Origin of the sequence: Caballeronia sp. GAWG2-1, assembly GCF_023631405.1 — a bacterium.
Lineage (GTDB): Bacteria > Pseudomonadota > Gammaproteobacteria > Burkholderiales > Burkholderiaceae > Caballeronia.
On sequence record NZ_JALQDD010000015.1, the window covers coordinates 174,055 to 194,086 of the forward strand.

Here is a 20,032-nt window from a genome sequence, read left to right on the forward strand (position 1 = left end):
CCCCTCAATTCGGCACATTCACCACGCCGCCATTCACCGAAATCGCATTCGCGCCGGGGCTCGCCGCGATCGCCGGGAGATTCGCCACCGTCAATTGAGGCGCCGCGCCCGGCGTGCCGCCGCGCGCCACCGTATGCACGACTTGCGACGGCGGCAACGGCGCGTTGTTCTTCAGGTGAGCCCACATCAAATTGAGCGCCTGAAGGTTGTAGTAGTGCACGGGCACGAAGCGCGTATCGAAGCCAGCCACGCTCAGGAACGCATCGAAGTGCTGACCGTTCGTGATTTCGTACAGTGAGAGCTGGCTATTGTTGCCTTCCACCACCTTGTTCGCGCCGAGATACGGCCGCGAGGCATGGTTGATCGGCACGAGCGCATCCGACCTTCCCTGCACGATGATCGCCGGCTTGCCACGCAGATTCGCGTTGACGCGAATCGCGTTCACGCTCGCCGTCATCGTCGGATTGCCGTTCGCCCAAAGCGCGCGCAGGCAGGCCGCGCCCGCGAAGCTCGCATCGGGCGTCGCAAGCCGATGATCCGCCGCGCCCGATGTCCCCGCGTTATAGACGAGGTTGATGCCGTTGGTCGGCGGCACGCCATTGCCGTTGCCGAAGACCGTGGGCATCGGCGAAACGAGCGGGTTCACGCCCGCCGCGCCGGTCAGCGCGTTGGTCGTGCCGAAGCTGAAGTTGCACAGGTTGTCGGCGACGCTCGCCAGCATGTAGGCATCGGCGTAAGTCACGGCGACGGCCGGCACGGCCTGCGAGTCCCACATCGGCGCATGTAGCGCGTCGGAGTCGGCTTCGTAGCCCGCCTGATGCAGCTTCGCGAGCGCGTCGTTGGCTTGCGAGAGCGTATCGCCGCCGGCAATCGCGCCGCTCGCCGCGAGCGTCGTGCAGCGTGCGGTGCGAATCGCCACGGTGGTCGCGAGCGGCAGTGCCGTCAGATACGGCGCGCCGACCGCCGCCGTCGCTAGCGCCGCGCACGGCTGAAGCAGGTTCGCGTAGGTCATGTAATCGGCAAGCGGACGCCCGAACGAACCGACGGCCTGGCCGCCTTCGCGCACCGCAACCTGCGCCGGCAGATTCATGTTGATCTGCGGTTCGCCGACGACGACCGCGCTTATCCAGCCATCGGTGTCTTGTTCGGCGGCTGCAAGCGCCGCGCCGCCGCCATTGCTCACCGATGCCGCGATCGTCGTAATGCTGCCCTTCGAGTAGCGCGCGGAGTGCGTCGAGCCGTTGACCACGCCATAGGTATCGTTGAGCGCCCAGTACGCGAACTGAATCGCCTGCAACGTATTCTTGCCCCAGTCCTTTTCGGGATTCTGCTGCGAGTGAGCGTGTTTGAAAGCGTAGCGATTCGGATACGCCGAGTTGTAAGCCGAAAGCGCCGATTGGCTCAGGTTCGCCTTGAAGATCGCCGAATTGCCCGCGAAGGTCGCATTGGAAAGCGTGCCGTCGATCAGCGTGACGAGATTGGTCGACAACTCGTGCGCGCCGTTGCCGCTGCCTTTGTCCGTGTACGCAACCGCGCAGCCGCGCTTCAAGCCCCACTCGCCCGCTGCCGAAATCGCGCCATATATGCCGCGCGATCCCGACGATGTCGCCGTCACGATGCACGGCTGGTCCGGATTGAAACTCGTCGGAATCTGCACGAGCAGGCTGACGTTCTTCGTGCCCGAACCGTCGTCCGAGAAGGCCAGATACTCCTTGCCCGCGATCTTGCCTTCGCCGAGCGTGTCGCCGCCGTTCAGATCGACATTCGGTCCCCAGAAGCGCCCGTAGCCGCCGTTCGCCGACATATCGACGAGCGCACGATAGTTCGAATAGATAGCCAGGCGCCGCAGTTCCGCCGCTGTCGGCGCGGCCGCATTGGCGATTGAAGGCGGCGTCGCCGACGCAAGTCCTGTCTTGCCGAGTCCGGCGGTCAGCAGGTCGTCGGTATTGCCGTCGTAAGTCTGCGTCTTCACCGTTCCCGAGACGAAACTCGGCAAGGTGTTGGACGGGAACTGCGGGCCGTCGTCATCGCCGCCGTGACACGCGACGAGCGTGGTCGCCGCAAATGCCGCCAGCACGGCGAGCGTCGCCGCGCGTGACAACCCGTGGACTCGTGCGAATCTTTTCATTGTATGTCTCCGCCATCCGGTCGCTTGTTGTTGATCGACTTCTGCACCGTGCCGCACGCACGGCCTTGCCGACAACAAGTATTACGCGCAAACGGCCATCGCGTAATTGCTGAACTTCCCTTAGAGCAAAGAGAAGTCAGAGGATGTCAGAACGACAACGGGCCCCGGCGTGATGCCGGAGCCCGTCGAGTGACCCGCATGAAGCGCCGCCGATGACAGCGCTAAACCGCGCCGCGAAAAATGGCGCAGCGGCGTGCTTAGCCTCCGCCGTTCTGAACGCCGAGCGAAATCTTGTTGGAAACCGACTTCACGCCCGGAACGCCCTTGGCCACTTCTTCTGCCTGGGCTATCTGGCCGCCTTCCGGCACGGTGCCCGAGAGCACGACAGCGCCGGAGCGCGCGCGTACGAATACGTTGGACACGTCGAAGCCTTGCGCCTTCGACAACGCACGGCGCACGTCGTAGCCGAGCTTGCGGTCGGTCTTCTTGGTCGCCGATTTCTGAGCCTTGGTCGGCGCGGCCGACGTGGCGTCCGCATCGCTCGCTTGAGCATAAGCGCTCGACGCCACGGCCACGCACACCACCACGCCCAGCACCTTCAACAGATCGACAGCTTTCATGATTTCTCCTTTTGTTTCGCTTATTGACTTCGCACAGTTACTACTTCACTCGTTGGCACATCAAAACAAACCGAACCGCTTTCGTGCAACAGTCCGGCGGCGGCCCCGAAGGACACGCCGCAGCCTCGAATGCGCCTTCCACCGAGGATGGCTCGATGACAAGACGCTCGATGCGGCCTGATGCTGCAATGCGGTGCTGCGAGAGACTGGCGAAATTAACAAACTGACTACGGCCGGTTACTTGGGGCAAGTGCCCGTCGGCTCGAATATGTGGCCTGCCGTATGGCGGATGCGGAACAGGAAACCGTCGCGCGACACTCCGAAGAGCATGGCGTTCGCCCAATTTACCCACATGCCGGGAAACTGTCCGGCGCATGAGCGGGCTACGACGCGCATGGTTCCCGCCAACTGGCGGCGAACGTCAATTTAGCCCAGCGCGGCCTTAAGCGCAAAACATTTAACGTTGCAAGGAACTGGATGCGGCGTGGCGCAACATCGGCGGCACGAGTGCTGCGGCATGCACACACGCGTGTCACACTCGTGGTTTGCACGGCCGCCGAGCCAACGACTCGCACGCGTGGCATGGCGCAACTCGACGGCATCTTGAATTCGGATGGCTTCAGGTAAGCTCGCGGAAACCTCGAAACTTCCATGCTTATTCAAGTTTGCCGCCGCGATGATTCAACCTCCAGGACACCAACCCGAAGACCCCGCTCACAAAGCCACGGGACGCAAGCCGCAGAGGATCGTCGCGCGCTTCGTCGCGATCTCCTGGCGCGATCTCGCGCTGACCTTCGGTCCGATTCTGCTCGTCAGTATCGCGGCGCTCTATCTTGCCGTGCGGCTGATCCAGCCCGCGCCGCCAAGCACGCTGACGATAGCGGCAGGCCCCAAGGGCAGCTCGTTCTGGAACAGCGCGCAGAAGTACAAGGCAATCCTCGCGCGCAACCGCGTCACGCTCAACGTGCTGGAAACGCAAGGCTCGCTTGACAACCTCACGCGCCTCGAAGATCCAAAATCCGACGTGGATGTCGGTTTCGTGCAAGGCGGCATGACGCCGGACGCGGCGAGCGATCAGCACGCAAACCTGGAATCGCTCGGCAGCGTGTCGTATGTGCCGCTCGCCGTGTTCTATCGTGGCGCGACCGTCACGCGCTTGTCCGAACTGAAGGGCAAGCGGCTCGCCATCGGCGCGGAAGGCAGCGGCACGCGCGCGCTTGCGCTCACGCTTCTGAAGGCGAATGGCATCGAGCCGGGCGGCAATACCGAACTGTTGCCGCTCGCCGGCGACAAGGCCGCGGCCGCGCTCGAAGACGGCACGATCGACGCCGTGTTCCTGACGGGCGATTCCGCGCAACCGCCGACGATGGCCAAGCTCCTGCGCACATCTGGCATCCGTTTCATGGACTTCACTCAAGCCGATGCCTACGCGCGCCGCTTCCCCTATCTCACCGAAATCGAACTGCCGATGGGTGCATTCGATTTCGCCCGCAATCTGCCGCCGCGCGCCGTTCACACCATTGCGCCGACGGCCGAACTGGTGGCGCGCGACAGTCTGCATCCCGCGCTCTCGGATCTTTTGATCGAAGCGGCGCGCGAAGTGCACAGCCGCGCCAACCTGCTGCAGCGCGCAAACGAATTTCCCGCGCCGCTCGTCCACGAATTTCGCATCAGCGACAACGCCGAGCGCTATTACAAGTCGGGCAAGAGCTTTATCTACCGGACGCTGCCGTTCTGGATGGCGAGTCTCGCGGATCGCGTGCTAGTCGTGCTGGTGCCGCTGATCGTCGTGCTCATCCCGGGCTTGCGGCTGGTGCCGGGGCTTTATCGCTGGCGCGTGAAATCGCGTATCTACAAGTGGTATGGCGCGCTCATTGCGATCGAACGGGAAGCGATCAGCGGCCCGGACACCGCGCAGCGCGACGCCCTGATCGACCGGATCGACGCGATCGAATCGGCGGTCAATCGCATGAAAATGCCGCTTGCCTTCGCCGATCAGTTCTACGTGCTGCGCGAACATATCGGCTTCGTGCGCGAACGGCTCGCGCATGCGCCCGTCGCCGAAACGGAGCCGCGCCGTGAACCGGCGCAGGCAGACAGCGAGCCGAGCAGCACGTAATATCGCCAGGTAGGATCGAAAGATGCGAGCGGAATAAAGGCGCGGGTCCACGTAGCAGCCTGCGCGATGCGGTCGGACAATGAATAAGCCCGAAAAGCCGGGCGCGGCAGGATCAAGGGAGAAATCTAGATGAGCGCAGCGCATGCCAACGGCCCTGGCCAGCCGTACTTTTTCTTCGATTTCATATCGCCGTTCTCGTATCTGCTGCTGGAGCAACACGAAAAGTGGCCCGACATGCCGTTCGAGTTCGTGCCGGTGCAGTTGTTGAAGCTGCTCGACCGCTGGGGACAGCCGCACGCGGCGACCATTCCGTCGAAACGCGTGTTTACGTATCGGCATGCGCTCTTTCGCGCCGAGCAGCTTGGCATTCCGTTCAAAATGCCGCCCGCGCATCCGTTCGATCCGCTCAAGGCGCTGCGGCTCGCGGTAATCGCAAATGGCGATCTCGTCTGCGTGCGCGAAATCTTCCGCTATATCTGGCGCGAAGGACGCGATCCGTCGACGCCAGAAGGCTTTCGCGGCTTGTGCGAGCGGGTCGGCATGCCCGAAGCGGAAACGCGCGTCGAAGACGAAGACATCAAGGCGAAGCTGCGCGAGAACACCGACCGCGCCGTCGCGATGGGCGTCTTTGGCGTGCCGACGTTCGTCGTCAACGACCAGCTCTTCTGGGGCGAAGACACCTTGCCGATGGTGCTTTATGTCGCGCGCTCGCCGAACTGGCTCGATGGCGCCGAAGTGAAACGCATCAGCGCGCTGCCGGTCGCGCCGCGAGACGCGGACTTCAGCTGACGCTTCGCGGCTCGGCGGCTGATGCCACGCATAGCGCATGCGCTATGGCGTTAAAAAGCGGAAAGCGTTTAACCTCGGGTTAAGCTGCGTGACTACTTTGTGAACGGTGATGCATCGGGGCGCGCAAACGCACGCTTCGGCATTCCGCGTTCGTTGCGATCAGCCGCCGTGTCCGTCTTCAAACCGCAGCTTCGCCCATGAACGATCCCGCCGACTCACTCGATATCTGGCTCATCCGCGTCTTGCGCACGCTGCTTCTGGAGCGCAGCGTGACGCAGACCGCGCAGCGGCTGAACCAGACGCAGCCGGCCATCAGCACCGCGCTGCGGCGGCTCCGCGAGATCCTCAACGACCCTATTCTCGTGCGCGGCAAGCAGGGAATGGTGCCGACCGAGTACGGCGAATCGCTGCTTGCGCCGGCGCAGCGCGCTTTGCGCGAAGTCGAATTCGTCGCGACACCGCACGGCGAATTCGATCCCGCGAGTTCGCGTCGCACTTTTCGCCTTGCCGCGCCGGATTATCTGAACGATTTCTTCATGCCGACGCTCGTCGCCGCCTTCCGCGATGCAGCGCCCAACGCGCGGCTCGAAATCGAATCGCTCAATCCGATGCGCGATCACGAACGCGCGCTCGACGAAGGCGAGATCGACGTGATGATGGCCAACTGGACCAAGCCCGAGCCGCGCTTCGAAAAGCAGGATCTTTTCGCCGACGTATTCGTCTGCCTGATGCGCGCGAACCATCCGCTCGCGCGCGAGCCGCTCACGGTCGAACGCTACGCACTCGCCGCGCATCTCGCGCCGACGCCTTATAGCGGAGCGAAGCGGCATCCGATCGATATCGGCCTGGCGCGCGCGGGCGTGAAGCGGCGCATCGTCGCGACCATTCCGTACTTCGGACTCGTGCCGCAAGTGCTGCTGCAATCCGATCTGATCTTCACCGCACCGCGCCGTTTCGCGCAGCATTACGCGTCCATGCTGCCGCTTGCGGTGCTCGATTCGCCGGTGCCGTTTCCGCGCATCAAGTGCTATCAGCTCTCGCTGCCGCAACCCGATCAGCCGACAGACGTCGCATGGCTGCGCGAAATGATCGCGAGCGTCTCCGAGACGCTTACCGGGCGCAAGAAAAATGCAAGCATCGAAGAACTGCTGAGCCTCGCCGCCAAGTAGTGACGGCGCGGGCGCATCTCCGCTACCATCGGCGAAACAAGAACTATTCTTTCGCGCATGGACGCCCTCGATCGACTCATTCAGCTTGCGCGCCTTTCCGGTGCGCTCGATCTCCGCTGCCTGCTTGCCGGGCCGCTCGAACTCGACCACGCGCCGGGTGCGCCCGGCGAGGCGCTCTATCACGTCGTGCTGGAAGGCGCGTGCACGGTAGAGCGCAAGGGGCATGCGAGCGTCGCGCTGAACGCGGGCGATATCTTCATGCTGCCGCGCGCCGATGCGCACGTGGTGAGCATCGGTCCCGTCGATGCGAGCGAGAAAATCGGCGCCATGACTTCGCGCGATAACGGCGCCATCACGGTGCGGACCAATGTGGACGGTCGGGAAGCGGCGCTGGATTTGTTGTGCGGACGCTTTCTGTATGCGCCGCGCGCCCTTCTCATCGACGTGTTGCCCGACTTCGTGCACGTGTCGTTCACGAATGCATCGGCGCCCTATCTCGGGCCGCTCGTCGCGGCGATGCGGCGCGAGGCGGAGGAAGCGCAGCCCGGTGCGCCGTCGATCGTCACGGCGCTCTCCACCGCGCTTTTCACGATGGTGCTGCGTGCATGGCTCACCGAGCAGCCGTCGCTCGCGGGCGTGCTGGGCTTGTTGGCGAACCGGCGTCTGGGCGCGGCGGTGATCGCCATGCTCGAACGGCCTGCCGATCCGTGGACGCTCGAAATGCTGGCGAAGGAAGCGGCGATGTCGCGCGCCACCTTCATGCGCGCGTTCTCGGCGCATTCGGACAGCTCGCCGCTCGCGTTGCTGAGCCACGTTCGCATGCAGCTTGCGAGCACCATGCTCATGCACACGAGGAAAAGCGTCGCGGATGTCGCCGCGGACGTGGGCTATCAGTCCGAGGCGGCTTTCTCGAAGCGATTCAAGGAGTTGTACGGCGTGGCGCCGGGTCGTTTCCGGCAGACGAACGGCCTGAGCTGAATCCGCGTTTCAGGCGGCCAACCGCGCCGCCTTGAGCGCCGGCAAACCGAGCCGCGCCGTCATTTCCCTCACGCGCAGCAACTGCGCCGCCACCGCCAGCGCGATCGAACCCGGCGCTTTATCGACGATTCCCTCGACGCCGATCGGACACGTGATTTCCGGCAGACGCTCCGCCGAAAGCCCGCGCTCCGTCAGGCGCCGCTCGAACTTCACGCGCTTGGTCTTCGAGCCGATGAGGCCGAAGTACGCAAAGTCCTCGCGGCGCATGATCCGCTGCGTCAACGAAAAGTCGAGCGAGTGATCGTGCGTCATCACGATGAAATACGCGCCCGCCGGCGCTTCATCGACGATGGCGTCGGGCAGATCCGTGGCTTCGATCTGCACGTTCGCGGGGACTTCGTCGGGGAAAAGTTCGTCGCGCGCGTCGACCCATTGGACGACGCACGGCAGCGTGCCGAGCACTTTCACGAGCGCGTGGCCGACGTGACCCGCGCCGAACAGAACGATATGCATCATGTCCGTGCGCTCCTCACCGCGTTCACTGCCTTAAGAATTTCTTCGGCGGTCGCGGGCGCGTTCAGCGGCGGATTCACCTTGTGATCGCCCACGGCGGATACGGCGTCGCGAATCGCGAAGAACACCGAAAACGGCAGCAGCAACGGCGGCTCGCCCACCGCCTTCGAGCGATGGATGCTGTCTTCCGCGTTGCGGTTCTTGAGAAGCGACACGCGAAAATCAGGCGGCATGTCGTTGATCGTCGGAATCTTGTAGGTGGACGGCGCGTGCGTCATCAGCTTGCCGTTCTGATTCCACCAGAGTTCCTCGGTCGTGAGCCAGCCCATGCCCTGCACGAACGCGCCTTCGACCTGGCCAATATCGAGCGCCGGATTCAGCGATGCGCCCACGTCGTGCAAGGCATCCGCGCGCAGCACGCGCATTTCGCCCGTGAGCGTGTCGATCACCACTTCCGCGACCGCCGCGCCATACGAGTAGTAGAAGAACGGACGGCCCTGCATGGTCGCCTGATCCCAGTAGAGCTTGGGCGTGGCGTAAAAGCCGTCGGACCACAACTGCACGCGCGCGAGGTAGGCCTTCTGCACGATCTCGCCGAACGGAATGACGTCTTCCCCGACGATCACGCGGTCGTTCGCAAAGCGCACTTGCGACGCTTCCACTTTGCCGCCGCCGAACTTTTCCGCCGCGAATTTCGCAAGCCGCTCGCGCAGTTGACGCGCGGCGTCCTGCGCGGCCTTGCCGTTCAGATCGGTGCCGGTGGAAGCCGCCGTCGCCGATGTATTCGCCACCTTGCTCGTGTCGGTCGCCGTCACGCGCACGCGGCCGAAATCCACGCCGAGCTCATGCGCGACCACCTGCGCGACCTTCGTGTTCAAACCCTGGCCCATCTCGGTGCCGCCGTGGTTCACGAGCATCGAGCCATCGGTATAAATATGAACCAACGCGCCGGCCTGATTGAAGTGCGTCACGTTGAACGCAATGCCGAACTTCACCGGCGTCAGCGCCAGCCCTTTCTTCAGGATCTCGTTGTTCGCATTGAACTCGCGCACGGCTTCGCGGCGACGCCGATACTCGCTCGACTCGGCCAGCTCACCAATCAACTCCTGCAGCACGTTGTCTTCGACGGTTTGTCCGTAAGGCGTCTTGTTGTTTTCCGTTTTGCCGTACAGATTGTCGAAGCGCACATCCAGCGAATCGCGACCGACCGACCGCGCGATGTTGTCCATGATGTACTCGATGGCGAACGCGCCCTGCGGCCCGCCGAAGCCGCGAAACGCGGTGTTCGACTGCGTGTTGGTCTTGCCGCAATAGCCTTCGATCTTCACATCCGCGAGCCAGTACGCATTGTCGAAGTGGCAGACCGCGCGCGTCATCACCGGGCCGGAAAGGTCCGCCGAGAAACCGCAACGCGATGTCATGTCGAGCGCGACGCCGTCGATCACGCCGCGATCGTCGTAGCCCACTTCGAAGTCGTACTGGAAGTCATGGCGCTTGCCGGTGATCATCATGTCGTCGTCGCGGTCCGGACGCAGCTTCACCGGGCACAAGAGCTTCCACGCGGCAAGCGAGGCGCAGCACGCGAAAATGCCCGACTGCGATTCCTTGCCGCCAAAGCCGCCGCCCATGCGCCGGCATTCGACCAGCACGTTGTGCGAATGCACGCCGAGCACGTGCGCCACCAGATGCTGCATTTCGGTCGGATGCTGCGTCGAGCAGTACACGTGCATGCCGTCGTCGTCCTTCGGCACGGCATACGCGATCTGTCCTTCGAGATAGAACTGTTCCTGACCGCCGAGCTTCATCGCGCCGCGTTCGTGATGCGCGGCTTTTTGCAGACGGCTCGCTGCATCGCCGCGCGAGAGCTTGAGCGGATTCAGCACGTAGGATTCGGCTTTGCGCGCGTCTTCGGCGGTCAGCACGGCCGGCAATTCCTCGTATTCGATGTTCGCGCGACGCGCCGCGAGCCTCGCCGTATCATGCGACGTCGCGACGACGATGAACATCGGCTGCCCGACGTATTGCACGATACCGGGCGCGAGCACCGGATCGTCGTGGATGATCGGGCCGCAGTCGTTCACGCCCGGGATGTCCTCGGCGGTGAAGACGGCGACGACGCCGGGCGTGGCGCGCACGGCGTCGAAGTTCATCGACACGATCTTCGCGTGCGCCTTCGGACTCATGCCGAGCGCGGCGTGCAGCGTGCCCGCGACGACAGGAATGTCGTCCGTATAGCTCGCGCGCCCGCTCACATGCAGATGCGCCGACTCGTGCGGACGCGAAACGTGGACCTGCTTGAAATCGTCGGCTTCGTTGGCGAGCGACTGGGCTTCGGCGAGAAAGGCTTCGGCTTGTTGGTTCATGTTCTTATCGGCTCCTTACTTCACTTCGACGAGTTCGATTGCACGCACATCCAGCTTCGACTTGGGCATCGGATTGTGCGGACGCGTCTCCAGCCAGAATCGATACAGCACGCTCTTCGCGGTATCCAGCCGATAGTCGCTGCTCGCGCGCATGTCGGTGAGCGGCGCGTAGTCCTTGCCGAGCGCTAGCATCGCGGCCTGCGCGGTGGCTTCGTGCCAGTGCGCGTCGGCGAGTACGCTTTCGGCGTGCGTGGCGCGCTTGGGCGTCGCGGCCATGCCGCCGAAGACGAGACGCGGCTCGCGGATCGTGTCGCCATCCGCGATAAACGAGAACGCGGCATACACGGCGGAAATGTCCGAATCGAAGCGCTTCGAGAGCTTATAGGCGCGAAATTGCAGCTTCGCGCGCTGGCCGCCGCGCGTCGGCACGCGGATGGCGGCGACGAACTCGTTCTCCGCCATGTCCTTCTTTTGATATGCAATGTAGAGATCTTCGAGCGGCATCTCGCGCGGGCCATCGACGCTCATCAACACGACGCGTGCGTTCAACGCGATGAGACCGGGCATCGAATCGCCGATGGGCGAGCCGTTGGCGACGTTGCCGCCGAGCGTGCCCGCATTGCGGATGGGCAGCGAGGCGAAGCGCTGACGCGTCTCTTCGAGTTCGGGATACGTCTTCACGAGTTCGGCATACGCGCGCTCGACCGACACGCCCGCGCCGATCTCGATCCACTCCTCGGTCGTCTCGACATGCTTGAGCGCCTCGATCTGTCCGACATAGACGATGTCGCCGAGATCGCGCAACTGCTTCGTCACCCACAAGCCGACGTCCGTGCTGCCCGCGAGAATGCGCGCCGTTGGCTTTTCGGCTCTGAGTTGCGCGAGCGCGTCGACGGTGCGCGGGGCGTCGAACTGGCGGCCCGCGTGCTCGTAGTGGAAAGTGTCGTCACGCGCGATGCCGTCGAGCGAACGCGCCAGCGCCTCGACGTTCAACGGCGCGAGCGGCGCGTGATCGAACATCTGCTCGGCAGCCTCGATGATCGGCCGATACCCCGTGCAGCGGCACAGATTGCCGGTCAGCGCGTTGCTGATCTCCTGGCGCGACGGCCGCGTTTTGTCGCAAGCCTGCGCACAGCCTTGCGTTGCATGACCATGCTTTTCGTAGAGCGCGAACATCGACATGGCAAAGCCGGGCGTGCAAAAACCGCACTGCGAACCGTGACAATCGACGAGCGCCTGCTGCACCGGATGCAGCGAACCATCCGGCTGGCGCAGGTCTTCGACAGTGAAGAGCGCGCGGCCGTCGAGCGTCGGCAGAAACTGCACGCACGCGTTGACCGCCTTGAACGCGACGCCGCCCGCGCCGTCCGGCTCACCGATGACGACCGTGCACGCGCCGCAATCCCCTTCGGCGCAACCTTCCTTGGTGCCGGTGCAGCGCGCGTCTTCGCGCAGGTATTGCAGGACGGTGCGCGTGGTCGACGCGCCGCTTACTTCGCGGATCGCATTGCGATGGTAAAAGCGGATCGGCTGGGTCATGAAATTCTGTCTCGCGGGGCTTCGATGATTCTTTTTTGCTGGTTGCGCGGAGTGCGCAGCCGGTGGCTTCGGATGGTTCCGGCGCTTTCTCGGATTACTCCTAGCGCTTCGATGATTCGAAAGCTATCACCGCCAAAATCCGGAACCCATAGGCGACATTGCATGTACGACATACTCCCATCGCGATAAGTCGTGAAACCCTTATGCAGCGCGGCTTCCCGACATGCTGTCCGACCGTTCGGACAGGCAATTTGGACCACGTGGTTACAAAACTGGCGCGACATCGGGTCGCAAGCTATGTGACAATCACGCTTTCGCGTCGAAATCAACCCCGTAGTAACCCGCGTCTTTCTATGTCCACCCAACCCGCCACCGCGCCGCAAGGCGACTTCGCCGTCACGCTTCGAATCGTGTCGGTCGTCGTGTACACGTTCCTTTGCTATCTGACCATCGGCATCCCGCTGGCGGTCTTGCCGGGCTTCGTGCACACGGATCTGGGCTACGGCTCGGTGATGGCGGGCGCCGCGATTAGCGTTCAGTACTTCGCCACCTTATTGTCGCGGCCGCTCGCCGGTCGTTCAGCCGATACCGCCGGCCCCAAGCAAACCGTGCTCTACGGTCTCGTGGCCTGCGCGATCAGCGGCGCAATGCTCCTGACCTCCGCGCTCGCGACGCAGTGGCATGCGGTGAGTCTCGTGCTGCTGGTGATCGCGCGGCTCGTGCTCGGAGTCGGCGAAAGTCTCGTCGGCACGGGATCGATCACGTGGGGAATCGGCCGCGTGGGCGTCTCGCACAACGCGAAAGTGATTTCGTGGAACGGTATTGCGACATACGGCGCGCTGGCCATCGGCGCGCCGCTCGGCGTGGCGATCGACAATTCGCTGGGCTTTTCCGCGCTTGCGCTCATCGTGATCGCGCTGGGCGGCCTCGGTTACTGGCTCGCGAAGCGCATGGAAAGCGTGCCGGTGGTGCATGGCGAGCGCATGTCGTACCGCAGCGTGTTCTTCCGCGTGCTGCCGCACGGGATCGGGCTTGCGCTGGGTTCGGCGGGCTTCGGTTCCATTGCGACTTTCATCACCCTCTTCTATGCCGCGCACAACTGGCCGCACGCGGCGCTCTCGCTCACGGTGTTCGGCACGACGTTCGTCGGCGCGAGGCTTTTGTTCGCCAATACGATCAAGGTGTATGGCGGCTTCCGCGTGGCGATTGTCTCGTTCTGTTTCGAATGCGCGGGCTTGCTGATGCTATGGCTCGCAGCCGAGCCGACCTTCGCGCTGGCAGGCGCTGCGTTGACCGGCTTCGGCTTCGCGCTCGTGTTTCCGGCGCTGGGCGTCGAGGCGGTGGGACTCGTGCCGCCGGCTTCGCGCGGCGCGGCGTTGTCGGCCTACTCGGTGTTTCTGGACTTGTCGCTGGGATTGACCGGGCCGTTGGCGGGTTATGTCGCTGGCGAGTTTGGATACGGGTCGGTGTTCTTGTTTGCCGCGCTGGCTGCGGCGTTGGCGGTGGGCTTGTCGGTGGCGCTTTATATGCGTGGCGGGCGCGGTCTGGGTGGGCCCGCAACGGCGTGAGTTGATCAGGCGCCGGCTTTCGAGCCATGCAATTGCAGGCCGAGGGCTTTGACTACTTTGAGGATGGTTGCGAAGCTGGGGTTGCCGTCTTCCGAGAGCGCTTTGTAAAGCCCTTCGCGGCTGATGCCTGTATCGCGCGCCACCTGCGCCATGCCGCGCGCTCGCGCAATCACGCCAAGCGCGTGTGCGATAAACGCGGAATCGTCGCCGCCTTCTTGAAGACATGCATCGAAATACTCAGCAAGGTCCTCCTCGGTCTTAAGGTGCTCGACCGAGTCCCAGGGACGAGTTTTGATCTTGGTTGGGGTCATTGATTACTTCATGTCAAGGTGAGGCAGCATGGCGTGTGCGGACTTGATGTCTCTGTCTTGAGTCGACTTATCGCCCCCACATAGCAGGATCACCAACACGTCTCCACGATTAACGTAATAAACACGATAGCCTGGTCCATGATCGATCCGCATTTCAATCACCGGTGAGCCGGCCGAGTTAGTGTCGCCTGGATTGCCCGACGCGAGTCGGTCGATACGAGCTTGAATTCGGCGTTTTGCGATGCGGTCCTTCAATGCAACGAACCAGTCGTCAAAAAGCTCCGTGGTCCGAATGTTAAGCCTGGAAGTCATCGTAATCCATGGTTCACAAACCGTCAACCACAGTTGACAGGTCAGTCTATCTAATAAGAAGTTCACGGCAAGGATTTGCCTCTGTCTATTTTTCGCAGGGACACCGTAAAAGTCGCCACCCGCGTCAGGGAGTAAGTCTCGAATCGATCGCCGCTAGAGGCCAGCCGCCGAGCCATCGCGCCGCTCATCAAAAACCCCCCAACGATCCGCACACCTTTGCCTTAAAATCACCGCTCGGCCCACAAGCGTCCGCTTTATGAACCAGACCTCGGAAGACCGCTGGCGTGACCTGCGCCCGGACCCGGACAGCGACACTCCGCTCTATCTGCAACTCGCACGCAAGCTCGCCAACGCCATCCACGACAATCGCTGGAACGCAGGCGAAGCCCTGCCCTCCGAGCGTGTGCTGTCCGAAGCGCTGGGTGTCTCGCGGATCACATCGAGGAAAGCCATCGCATTGCTCGTCGAACAAGGGCTGATTCGCCGTGAACAAGGCGCGGGCAGCTTCATCACGCCGCGCTACGAAGACCCGCTCTCGCGTCTGTCGAGCTTTTCGGAGATGCTACGCCGCCGAGGTTTTACGCCGAGCTCGCAATGGCTCTCGCGCAAGATCGAGCCTGCCAATCGCGACGAAGTCATTCAACTCGGCCTCTCGCCCGCCGCCGCCGTCACACGCCTTAAGCGCCTGCGTCTCGCCGACGACATCGTCATGGCGGTCGAAAACTCCACGTTTCCGGCCTCGCTCATTCCCGATCCGTTGGTCATCGGCGACTCGCTCTACAGTTATCTCGACACGCGCGGCCTCTCGATCGTGCGCGCGCTGCAGCACTTTCGCGCGGTGAACGCGAGCGCGGAGATCGCGCAGCAGATGGGCATCGCGCCGCACGACGCGCTTCTGCTCATCACGCGCGTAGGCTATACCGCCGATCAACGCGCGATCGAACTCACCGACACCTACTGCCGCAACGACTACTACGACTTCGTCGCCGAGTTGCGCAAGTGACTCACGCGCCGACGCGCCCATGACCGACATCGCTGCCACGCCGCCTTCGGAACGCTCACTCACCGTCATGCTGTGGCTCGTCGCCACGGGCTTCTTCATGCAGACGCTCGACTCGACCATCGTCAACACGGCCTTGCCCGCGATGGCGAAAAGTCTCGGCGAAGCGCCGCTGCGCATGCAAGGCGTCGTGATCGGCTATTCGCTCACGATGGCGATGATGATCCCCGTGTCTGGCTGGCTCGCCGACAAGCTCGGCACGAAGCGCGTGTTCTTCAGCGCGATTCTCGTGTTCACCATCGGCTCGCTCTTGTGCGCGAACGCGCAGTCGCTGACGGCGCTGGTCGCGTTCCGCGTCGTGCAAGGCATCGGCGGCGCGATGCTGTTGCCAGTCGGACGTCTGGCCGTGTTGCGCGTGTTTCCCGCCGAACGCTATTTGTCGGCGCTCGCGTTCGTCGCCATTCCAGGGCTTATCGGGCCACTCATCGGGCCAACGCTCGGCGGCTGGCTCGTGCAGATCGCGTCGTGGCACTGGATTTTCCTCATCAACGTGCCGGTGGGTGTGGTGGGCTGCATCGCGACGAAGATGTTCTTGCCCGATAGCCGCAATCCCGCCACCGCGCCCTTCGATCTTGCCGGCTATCTGCTGCTCGCCGTCGGCATGGTCGCGCTGACGATCTCGCTCGATGGCCTGGCCGATCTCGGTCTGCCGCATGCCATCGTCATCGTGTTGCTGGTGTTGAGCCTCGGATGCTTCGTCGCCTATGGTTTGCATGCAACGCGCGCCGCGCAACCCATCTTCTCGCTCGATCTATTCAAGATCCACACGTTCAGCGTCGGCCTGCTCGGCAATCTCTTCGCGCGCATCGGCAGCGGCGCGATGCCTTATCTGATCCCGCTGCTCTTGCAGGTGAGCCTCGGCTACACGCCGTTTCAGGCGGGCATGATGATGCTGCCGGTCGCCGCGGCCGGCATGCTGTGCAAGCGGCTCGTGACGCGGCTGATCGAAAAGCATGGTTATCGGCGCGTGCTGGTCGTGAACACCGTGCTCGTCGGGCTGATGATGGCGAGCTTCGGACTCACGAGCGAACATCAGCCGCTTTGGCTGCGTCTCGTGCAACTGGCGATCTTCGGCGGCGTCAACTCGATGCAGTTCACCGCCATGAACACGCTCACGCTGAAAGACCTCGGCACCGGCGGCGCGAGCAGCGGCAATAGCCTGTTTTCGCTCGTGCAGATGCTGTCGATGAGCCTTGGCGTGACCATCGCCGGCGCGATCCTCGCCACCTTCACCGGCATCCTCCCGCGCGTGACGGAAACCAATTCGCTGCCCGCGTTTCACGCAACCTTCCTTTGCGTGGGCATCATCACGGCGGCAACGGCGTGGATTTTCGGACAGCTTGCGCCGGAAGTGCGCTCGACGAAGCGAAAGACAGATCCTTCTGAGGCGAACTAAGCCGGGGTTTCGTCGGCTCGGCCGAAAATTTTCGCCGCGCCATCCGATTGTGCGTTTCGCACCGACAGAGTGCGGACAGCACCGCTACACGACCTTCAAGCGGCATGCCGCCGCATCGTGCATTTCCGTCCGGCCGTGCGCCGAGCCAATGTACACACAAAAGCGCGCCGATTAATCGCGCTCCCCCGCTTGCACATTGAATTCGCACGCTTTTTGCTCGAACGTGATGTGCCCGATCTTGTAAACTGTCTCATTAAGTAAATTGCCCGGCCCTCGACACCATGAGCATGGTTGACATCGATCCACCCCGCTTCCAGTCTCCGCGTCCCGTCGCGGGCGATGACGGCTCGCGTCGCACCGTGCTGTACGGCGAGTACACCGTGTTCAGCGTGTTTCAGCCGGTGTTCTCGGTGTCGCATCGGCGTGCGATCGGCTATCACGCGTCCTTGCGTGCACGGGACGAGACACATCGTCATGTACCGTCACACGAAGTGTTCACCCAGGCGGCACGGCGCGGCGATCTTCTGGAACTGGGACGATTGGCCGAGTCCCTTCATCTGGGCAACTTCAACGCGTTCGACAGCCACGACGAATGGCTCTTTCTGAGCCTCCACCCCGCCGCGCTGATGGACACGAGCTACGGCGACGCGCTCCTCGCCGCGTTGAAGGACATCGGCTTGCCGCCGCAACGCGTGGTGCTGGAAGTGCCCGAACAGGCGGGCGGCGAGACGACGCGCTTCACCGAAATCATCGACTCCATGCGCAAGTCGGGGTTTCTGATCGCGCTGGATGGCTTCGGCGTGAAGCATTCGAATATCGATCGCGTGTGGCAGTTGCGGCCTGACATCGTGACGCTCGACCGCTGCATTCTCCAGCAGGCGACCGAGCATTCGCATATCGAGCGTGTGTTGCCCCGGCTCGTATCGCTGCTGCATGAATCCGGGCAACTCGTGTTGATGGGCGGCCTCGCGACCGAGCGCGACGCGCTGATCGCGCTCGAATGCAATGTCGATTTCGTGCAGGGCGCGTACTTCGCGCAGCCGAGCGTCGATGCCGTGCATCCGCAAGTCGCCGCAGGCGTGATGGATGCGTTGTCGGCTGCGTCGCGCGAACGCGTGGGCGCGCGCGACCGGGCGCAAGCCGCGCGTCTCGAACCCTACGTGAGCGGCCTCGAACGCGCGGCAGTCAAGCTGATGGAAGGCGAAACGCTGGCCGCCGCGACGAGCGAGCTGCTGCAACTGGTCGATACGGCGCGCTGTTTTCTGCTCGATCAGGAAGGCCGGCAGATCGGCGATAACGTCGTGCCGGTCGTGCGTACATCGCAGCGCGCGAAGCGTTTCAGTCCGCTGCTGCATTCGGAAGGCGCGAGCTGGGAGCGTCGGCCGTATTTCATCGAGGCGTTGCGCGCGCCAGGACGCGTGCAGTTGACCGCGCCGTATCTGTCCATCAACGAGGCGCATCTTTGCGTGACGGCATCCATCGCCGCGCAGACGCCGTATGGCTTGCAGGTGCTATGCGTCGATATCAATTGGGAAGCGGTGCCGCGGCGGCGCTGAATCGCGGGATTACGACCGGCGCTCGGCGTCCGGCTTGACGATATCGAACCCTGCAAGCGCGAGCACGCCGGACAGCACGATCAACGCGGTGGAATGGCGTCCGAAATATAAAAGCGCCGCAGCGGACCATGCGGCGAGACAGAGGGCGAGAAAGCGTTTCATCGTGATATCACGCGTGAGGGCCGACCCAAGCGATGCGGCACGGCCGATCAAAGCGACATTCTAGATTTCCCGGCGGCAAGACGCAGAAACCGACGACGCGCGAACGTTCCTCGCCATGCAAAAAGCCCTCCGTAGAGGGCTTTTCGTTCGATCCGACATCGCGAACGACGATGCGGGATCGGCGCAAACCGTAAGCCTTAAGCCCCGAAATTCTTCGAAGCGAAGTCCCAATTCACGATGTTCCAATACGCTTCGATGAACTTCGGACGCGCATTGCGGTAATCGATGTAATAAGCATGTTCCCACACGTCGATGGTCACGAGCGGCTTGGCATCCGTCGTGAGCGGCGTGGCGGCGTTGCTGGTGGAGACGATATCGAGCGAGCCGTCCGTCTTCTTCACGAGCCACGTCCAGCCCGAACCGAACGTGCCGGTCGCGACCTTGGCGAACTCTTCCTTGAAACTGTCGAACGAGCCGTACTTGGCGTTGATCGCGTCAGCCAGCGCGCCCGTCGGTGCGCCACCGCCGTTCGGCGACAGGCTGTTCCAGAAGAACGTGTGATTCCAGACTTGCGCCGAGTTGTTGAACACGCCGCCCGACGACTTCTTCACGATCTCTTCGAGCGAAAGGTTCTCGAATTCGGTGCCCGGAATCAGTTTGTTGAGGTTCGTCACATAGGTCTGGTGATGCTTGCCATAGTGATACTCGAGCGTTTCTTCCGACATGTGCGGAGCAAGCGCGTTCTTGTCGAACGGCAACGGCGGGAGGGTATGTTCCATGATTGCAGCTTCCTTTTCTATGTGATTTGTAGGGACGGTGGGGAGTGAAGCGCTGGAGCAATGGATTGTAGGCGACTTGGGATAACCCCGCAAACCGCCTGCCTTTATGAGCAAGATTGCTTTCCAAAGCTCGAATGCAGCGTCAAAAGTGCTCCTGCGGCACTTGGCGGCTTCGTCAAAAGGCCGGTGTCGAGGCCGTCAGAATTCGTCGGACAAACGCGGCTGGACATCGGCGAGAAGGACATCGGCAGAGCCTTCCGCGAGATGCACGGTCATCGGACGCTTCGGTTTGAGTGCGTTCGGCGCGCGCAGCGCACGGCCGGTTTGGGTATCGATCAGGGCGGCGTAACCGCGCTCGAACGTGCGCTGCGGACTCAGCACCTGCAAGCGCGCCGCAAGCTCGGACACACGCGCGTTCGCACGCTCATGACGACGCTCGCGCGCACGCTGCATGCGCTCGGCCAAACGGCCGAGATGCTCGATCTGCGTCGCGACATCCGGCCTTCTGCGTTGCCATCGATACTGCACCAGCGCGAAATGCGCGCGTGCATCGCGAACCGGGCGGGGGCCCGCCGGGGGGGGGGGGGGGGGGGGGGGGGCGCCCCCCCCCCCCCCCCCCCCCCTCCTCTGACCGGGCGTCCCCCCGCTCCCCCCGCCGCCGGCGAGCCCG

Annotated in this window: 17 protein-coding genes and 1 pseudogene; 8 read left to right on the plus strand and 10 right to left on the minus strand. The window is 63.2% G+C overall.

The window, feature by feature from the left end:
- Positions 1 to 4: 4 nt before the first annotated feature.
- Both NCR98_RS10780 and NCR98_RS10785 read right to left on the minus strand, forming a co-directional pair.
- Positions 5 to 2,128: a D-(-)-3-hydroxybutyrate oligomer hydrolase gene (locus tag NCR98_RS10780; RefSeq protein WP_250526188.1), complete on the minus strand. Its 2,124-nt coding sequence runs from the start codon at positions 2,126 to 2,128 to the stop codon at positions 5 to 7.
- A 257-nt stretch (positions 2,129 to 2,385) separates the two neighbouring features.
- A complete protein-coding gene (locus NCR98_RS10785) occupies positions 2,386 to 2,748 on the minus strand; it encodes a BON domain-containing protein (RefSeq protein ID WP_250526189.1) in 363 nt (120 codons plus the stop codon).
- Positions 2,749 to 3,424: 676 nt separating this feature from the next.
- Here NCR98_RS10785 and NCR98_RS10790 point away from each other — a divergent pair.
- From NCR98_RS10790 to NCR98_RS10805, 4 genes are all read left to right on the plus strand, one after another.
- Positions 3,425 to 4,867: a TAXI family TRAP transporter solute-binding subunit gene (locus NCR98_RS10790; RefSeq protein ID WP_250526190.1), complete on the plus strand. Its 1,443-nt coding sequence runs from the start codon at positions 3,425 to 3,427 to the stop codon at positions 4,865 to 4,867.
- A gap of 129 nt (positions 4,868 to 4,996) precedes the next feature.
- Complete coding sequence (locus NCR98_RS10795; RefSeq protein WP_250465482.1) at positions 4,997 to 5,656, plus strand: 2-hydroxychromene-2-carboxylate isomerase; 660 nt, start codon at positions 4,997 to 4,999, stop codon at positions 5,654 to 5,656.
- Positions 5,657 to 5,853: 197 nt separating this feature from the next.
- Positions 5,854 to 6,825, plus strand: coding sequence for a LysR family transcriptional regulator (locus tag NCR98_RS10800; protein WP_244826130.1), 972 nt, complete (start codon positions 5,854 to 5,856; stop codon positions 6,823 to 6,825).
- Positions 6,826 to 6,882: 57 nt separating this feature from the next.
- A complete protein-coding gene (locus NCR98_RS10805) occupies positions 6,883 to 7,803 on the plus strand; it encodes an AraC family transcriptional regulator (RefSeq protein WP_250526191.1) in 921 nt (306 codons plus the stop codon).
- A 9-nt stretch (positions 7,804 to 7,812) separates the two neighbouring features.
- On the opposite strand, the gene xdhC is transcribed toward NCR98_RS10805, so the two are convergent.
- The 3 genes from xdhC to xdhA are packed head-to-tail and all read right to left on the minus strand — an operon-like array spanning position 7,813 to position 12,218.
- On the minus strand, positions 7,813 to 8,319 hold the full coding sequence (gene xdhC / locus NCR98_RS10810; protein WP_250526192.1) for a xanthine dehydrogenase accessory protein XdhC: 507 nt from the start codon (positions 8,317 to 8,319) through the stop codon (positions 7,813 to 7,815).
- The gene (gene xdhB, locus NCR98_RS10815; RefSeq protein ID WP_250526193.1) at positions 8,316 to 10,679 is read right to left on the minus strand and encodes a xanthine dehydrogenase molybdopterin binding subunit; all 2,364 of its coding nucleotides are present in this window, start codon (positions 10,677 to 10,679) and stop codon (positions 8,316 to 8,318) included. The genes xdhC and xdhB overlap by 4 nt, the downstream gene beginning before the upstream one ends.
- Before the next feature lie 15 nt (positions 10,680 to 10,694).
- Positions 10,695 to 12,218 (minus strand): xanthine dehydrogenase small subunit, encoded by a 1,524-nt coding sequence (gene xdhA, locus NCR98_RS10820; protein ID WP_250509438.1) that lies wholly within the window; start codon positions 12,216 to 12,218, stop codon positions 10,695 to 10,697.
- 353 nt (positions 12,219 to 12,571) lie between these two features.
- Between xdhA and NCR98_RS10825 the strand changes: the two genes are divergently transcribed.
- Positions 12,572 to 13,786, plus strand: coding sequence for an MFS transporter (locus tag NCR98_RS10825; RefSeq protein WP_244826137.1), 1,215 nt, complete (start codon positions 12,572 to 12,574; stop codon positions 13,784 to 13,786).
- A gap of 5 nt (positions 13,787 to 13,791) precedes the next feature.
- Here NCR98_RS10825 and NCR98_RS10830 read toward each other — a convergent pair whose 3' ends face one another.
- Both NCR98_RS10830 and NCR98_RS10835 read right to left on the minus strand, forming a co-directional pair.
- Complete coding sequence (locus tag NCR98_RS10830; protein ID WP_250465486.1) at positions 13,792 to 14,097, minus strand: addiction module antidote protein; 306 nt, start codon at positions 14,095 to 14,097, stop codon at positions 13,792 to 13,794.
- A 3-nt stretch (positions 14,098 to 14,100) separates the two neighbouring features.
- On the minus strand, positions 14,101 to 14,409 hold the full coding sequence (locus NCR98_RS10835; RefSeq protein ID WP_250526194.1) for a type II toxin-antitoxin system RelE/ParE family toxin: 309 nt from the start codon (positions 14,407 to 14,409) through the stop codon (positions 14,101 to 14,103).
- Positions 14,410 to 14,665: 256 nt separating this feature from the next.
- On the opposite strand from NCR98_RS10835, the gene NCR98_RS10840 reads away from it, so the two are divergent.
- The 3 genes from NCR98_RS10840 (at position 14,666) to NCR98_RS10850 (ending at position 18,421) form a co-directional block, all read left to right on the plus strand.
- The gene (locus tag NCR98_RS10840; protein WP_244826142.1) at positions 14,666 to 15,412 is read left to right on the plus strand and encodes a GntR family transcriptional regulator; all 747 of its coding nucleotides are present in this window, start codon (positions 14,666 to 14,668) and stop codon (positions 15,410 to 15,412) included.
- 19 nt (positions 15,413 to 15,431) lie between these two features.
- Positions 15,432 to 16,865: a multidrug transporter subunit MdtD gene (mdtD, locus tag NCR98_RS10845; RefSeq protein WP_250492674.1), complete on the plus strand. Its 1,434-nt coding sequence runs from the start codon at positions 15,432 to 15,434 to the stop codon at positions 16,863 to 16,865.
- Positions 16,866 to 17,146: 281 nt separating this feature from the next.
- Positions 17,147 to 18,421, plus strand: coding sequence for an EAL domain-containing protein (locus NCR98_RS10850; protein ID WP_244826144.1), 1,275 nt, complete (start codon positions 17,147 to 17,149; stop codon positions 18,419 to 18,421).
- A 9-nt stretch (positions 18,422 to 18,430) separates the two neighbouring features.
- Here the strand turns inward: NCR98_RS10850 and NCR98_RS10855 are convergent, their stop codons facing one another.
- From NCR98_RS10855 to NCR98_RS10865, 3 genes and pseudogenes are all read right to left on the minus strand, one after another.
- A complete protein-coding gene (locus NCR98_RS10855) occupies positions 18,431 to 18,583 on the minus strand; it encodes a hypothetical protein (RefSeq protein ID WP_244826145.1) in 153 nt (50 codons plus the stop codon).
- A gap of 197 nt (positions 18,584 to 18,780) precedes the next feature.
- Positions 18,781 to 19,362, minus strand: a complete 582-nt coding sequence (locus NCR98_RS10860; RefSeq protein ID WP_250526195.1) for a superoxide dismutase — start codon at positions 19,360 to 19,362, stop codon at positions 18,781 to 18,783.
- Positions 19,363 to 19,560: 198 nt separating this feature from the next.
- A pseudogene (locus NCR98_RS10865) lies at positions 19,561 to 19,935 on the minus strand (exodeoxyribonuclease VII large subunit); the annotation flags it as partial.
- Between the last annotated feature and the right edge of the window lie 97 nt (positions 19,936 to 20,032).

Coding starts and splice junctions, on each gene's coding strand:
- NCR98_RS10780 (WP_250526188.1), bottom strand. CDS start 2,128: ATGAAAAGATTCGCACGAGTCCACGGGTTGTCACGCGCGGCGACGCTC.
- NCR98_RS10785 (WP_250526189.1), bottom strand. CDS start 2,748: ATGAAAGCTGTCGATCTGTTGAAGGTGCTGGGCGTGGTGGTGTGCGTG.
- NCR98_RS10790 (WP_250526190.1), top strand. CDS start 3,425: ATGATTCAACCTCCAGGACACCAACCCGAAGACCCCGCTCACAAAGCC.
- NCR98_RS10795 (WP_250465482.1), top strand. CDS start 4,997: ATGAGCGCAGCGCATGCCAACGGCCCTGGCCAGCCGTACTTTTTCTTC.
- NCR98_RS10800 (WP_244826130.1), top strand. CDS start 5,854: ATGAACGATCCCGCCGACTCACTCGATATCTGGCTCATCCGCGTCTTG.
- NCR98_RS10805 (WP_250526191.1), top strand. CDS start 6,883: ATGGACGCCCTCGATCGACTCATTCAGCTTGCGCGCCTTTCCGGTGCG.
- xdhC (WP_250526192.1), bottom strand. CDS start 8,319: ATGATGCATATCGTTCTGTTCGGCGCGGGTCACGTCGGCCACGCGCTC.
- xdhB (WP_250526193.1), bottom strand. CDS start 10,679: ATGAACCAACAAGCCGAAGCCTTTCTCGCCGAAGCCCAGTCGCTCGCC.
- xdhA (WP_250509438.1), bottom strand. CDS start 12,218: ATGACCCAGCCGATCCGCTTTTACCATCGCAATGCGATCCGCGAAGTA.
- NCR98_RS10825 (WP_244826137.1), top strand. CDS start 12,572: ATGTCCACCCAACCCGCCACCGCGCCGCAAGGCGACTTCGCCGTCACG.
- NCR98_RS10830 (WP_250465486.1), bottom strand. CDS start 14,097: ATGACCCCAACCAAGATCAAAACTCGTCCCTGGGACTCGGTCGAGCAC.
- NCR98_RS10835 (WP_250526194.1), bottom strand. CDS start 14,409: ATGACTTCCAGGCTTAACATTCGGACCACGGAGCTTTTTGACGACTGG.
- NCR98_RS10840 (WP_244826142.1), top strand. CDS start 14,666: ATGAACCAGACCTCGGAAGACCGCTGGCGTGACCTGCGCCCGGACCCG.
- mdtD (WP_250492674.1), top strand. CDS start 15,432: ATGACCGACATCGCTGCCACGCCGCCTTCGGAACGCTCACTCACCGTC.
- NCR98_RS10850 (WP_244826144.1), top strand. CDS start 17,147: ATGAGCATGGTTGACATCGATCCACCCCGCTTCCAGTCTCCGCGTCCC.
- NCR98_RS10855 (WP_244826145.1), bottom strand. CDS start 18,583: ATGAAACGCTTTCTCGCCCTCTGTCTCGCCGCATGGTCCGCTGCGGCG.
- NCR98_RS10860 (WP_250526195.1), bottom strand. CDS start 19,362: ATGGAACATACCCTCCCGCCGTTGCCGTTCGACAAGAACGCGCTTGCT.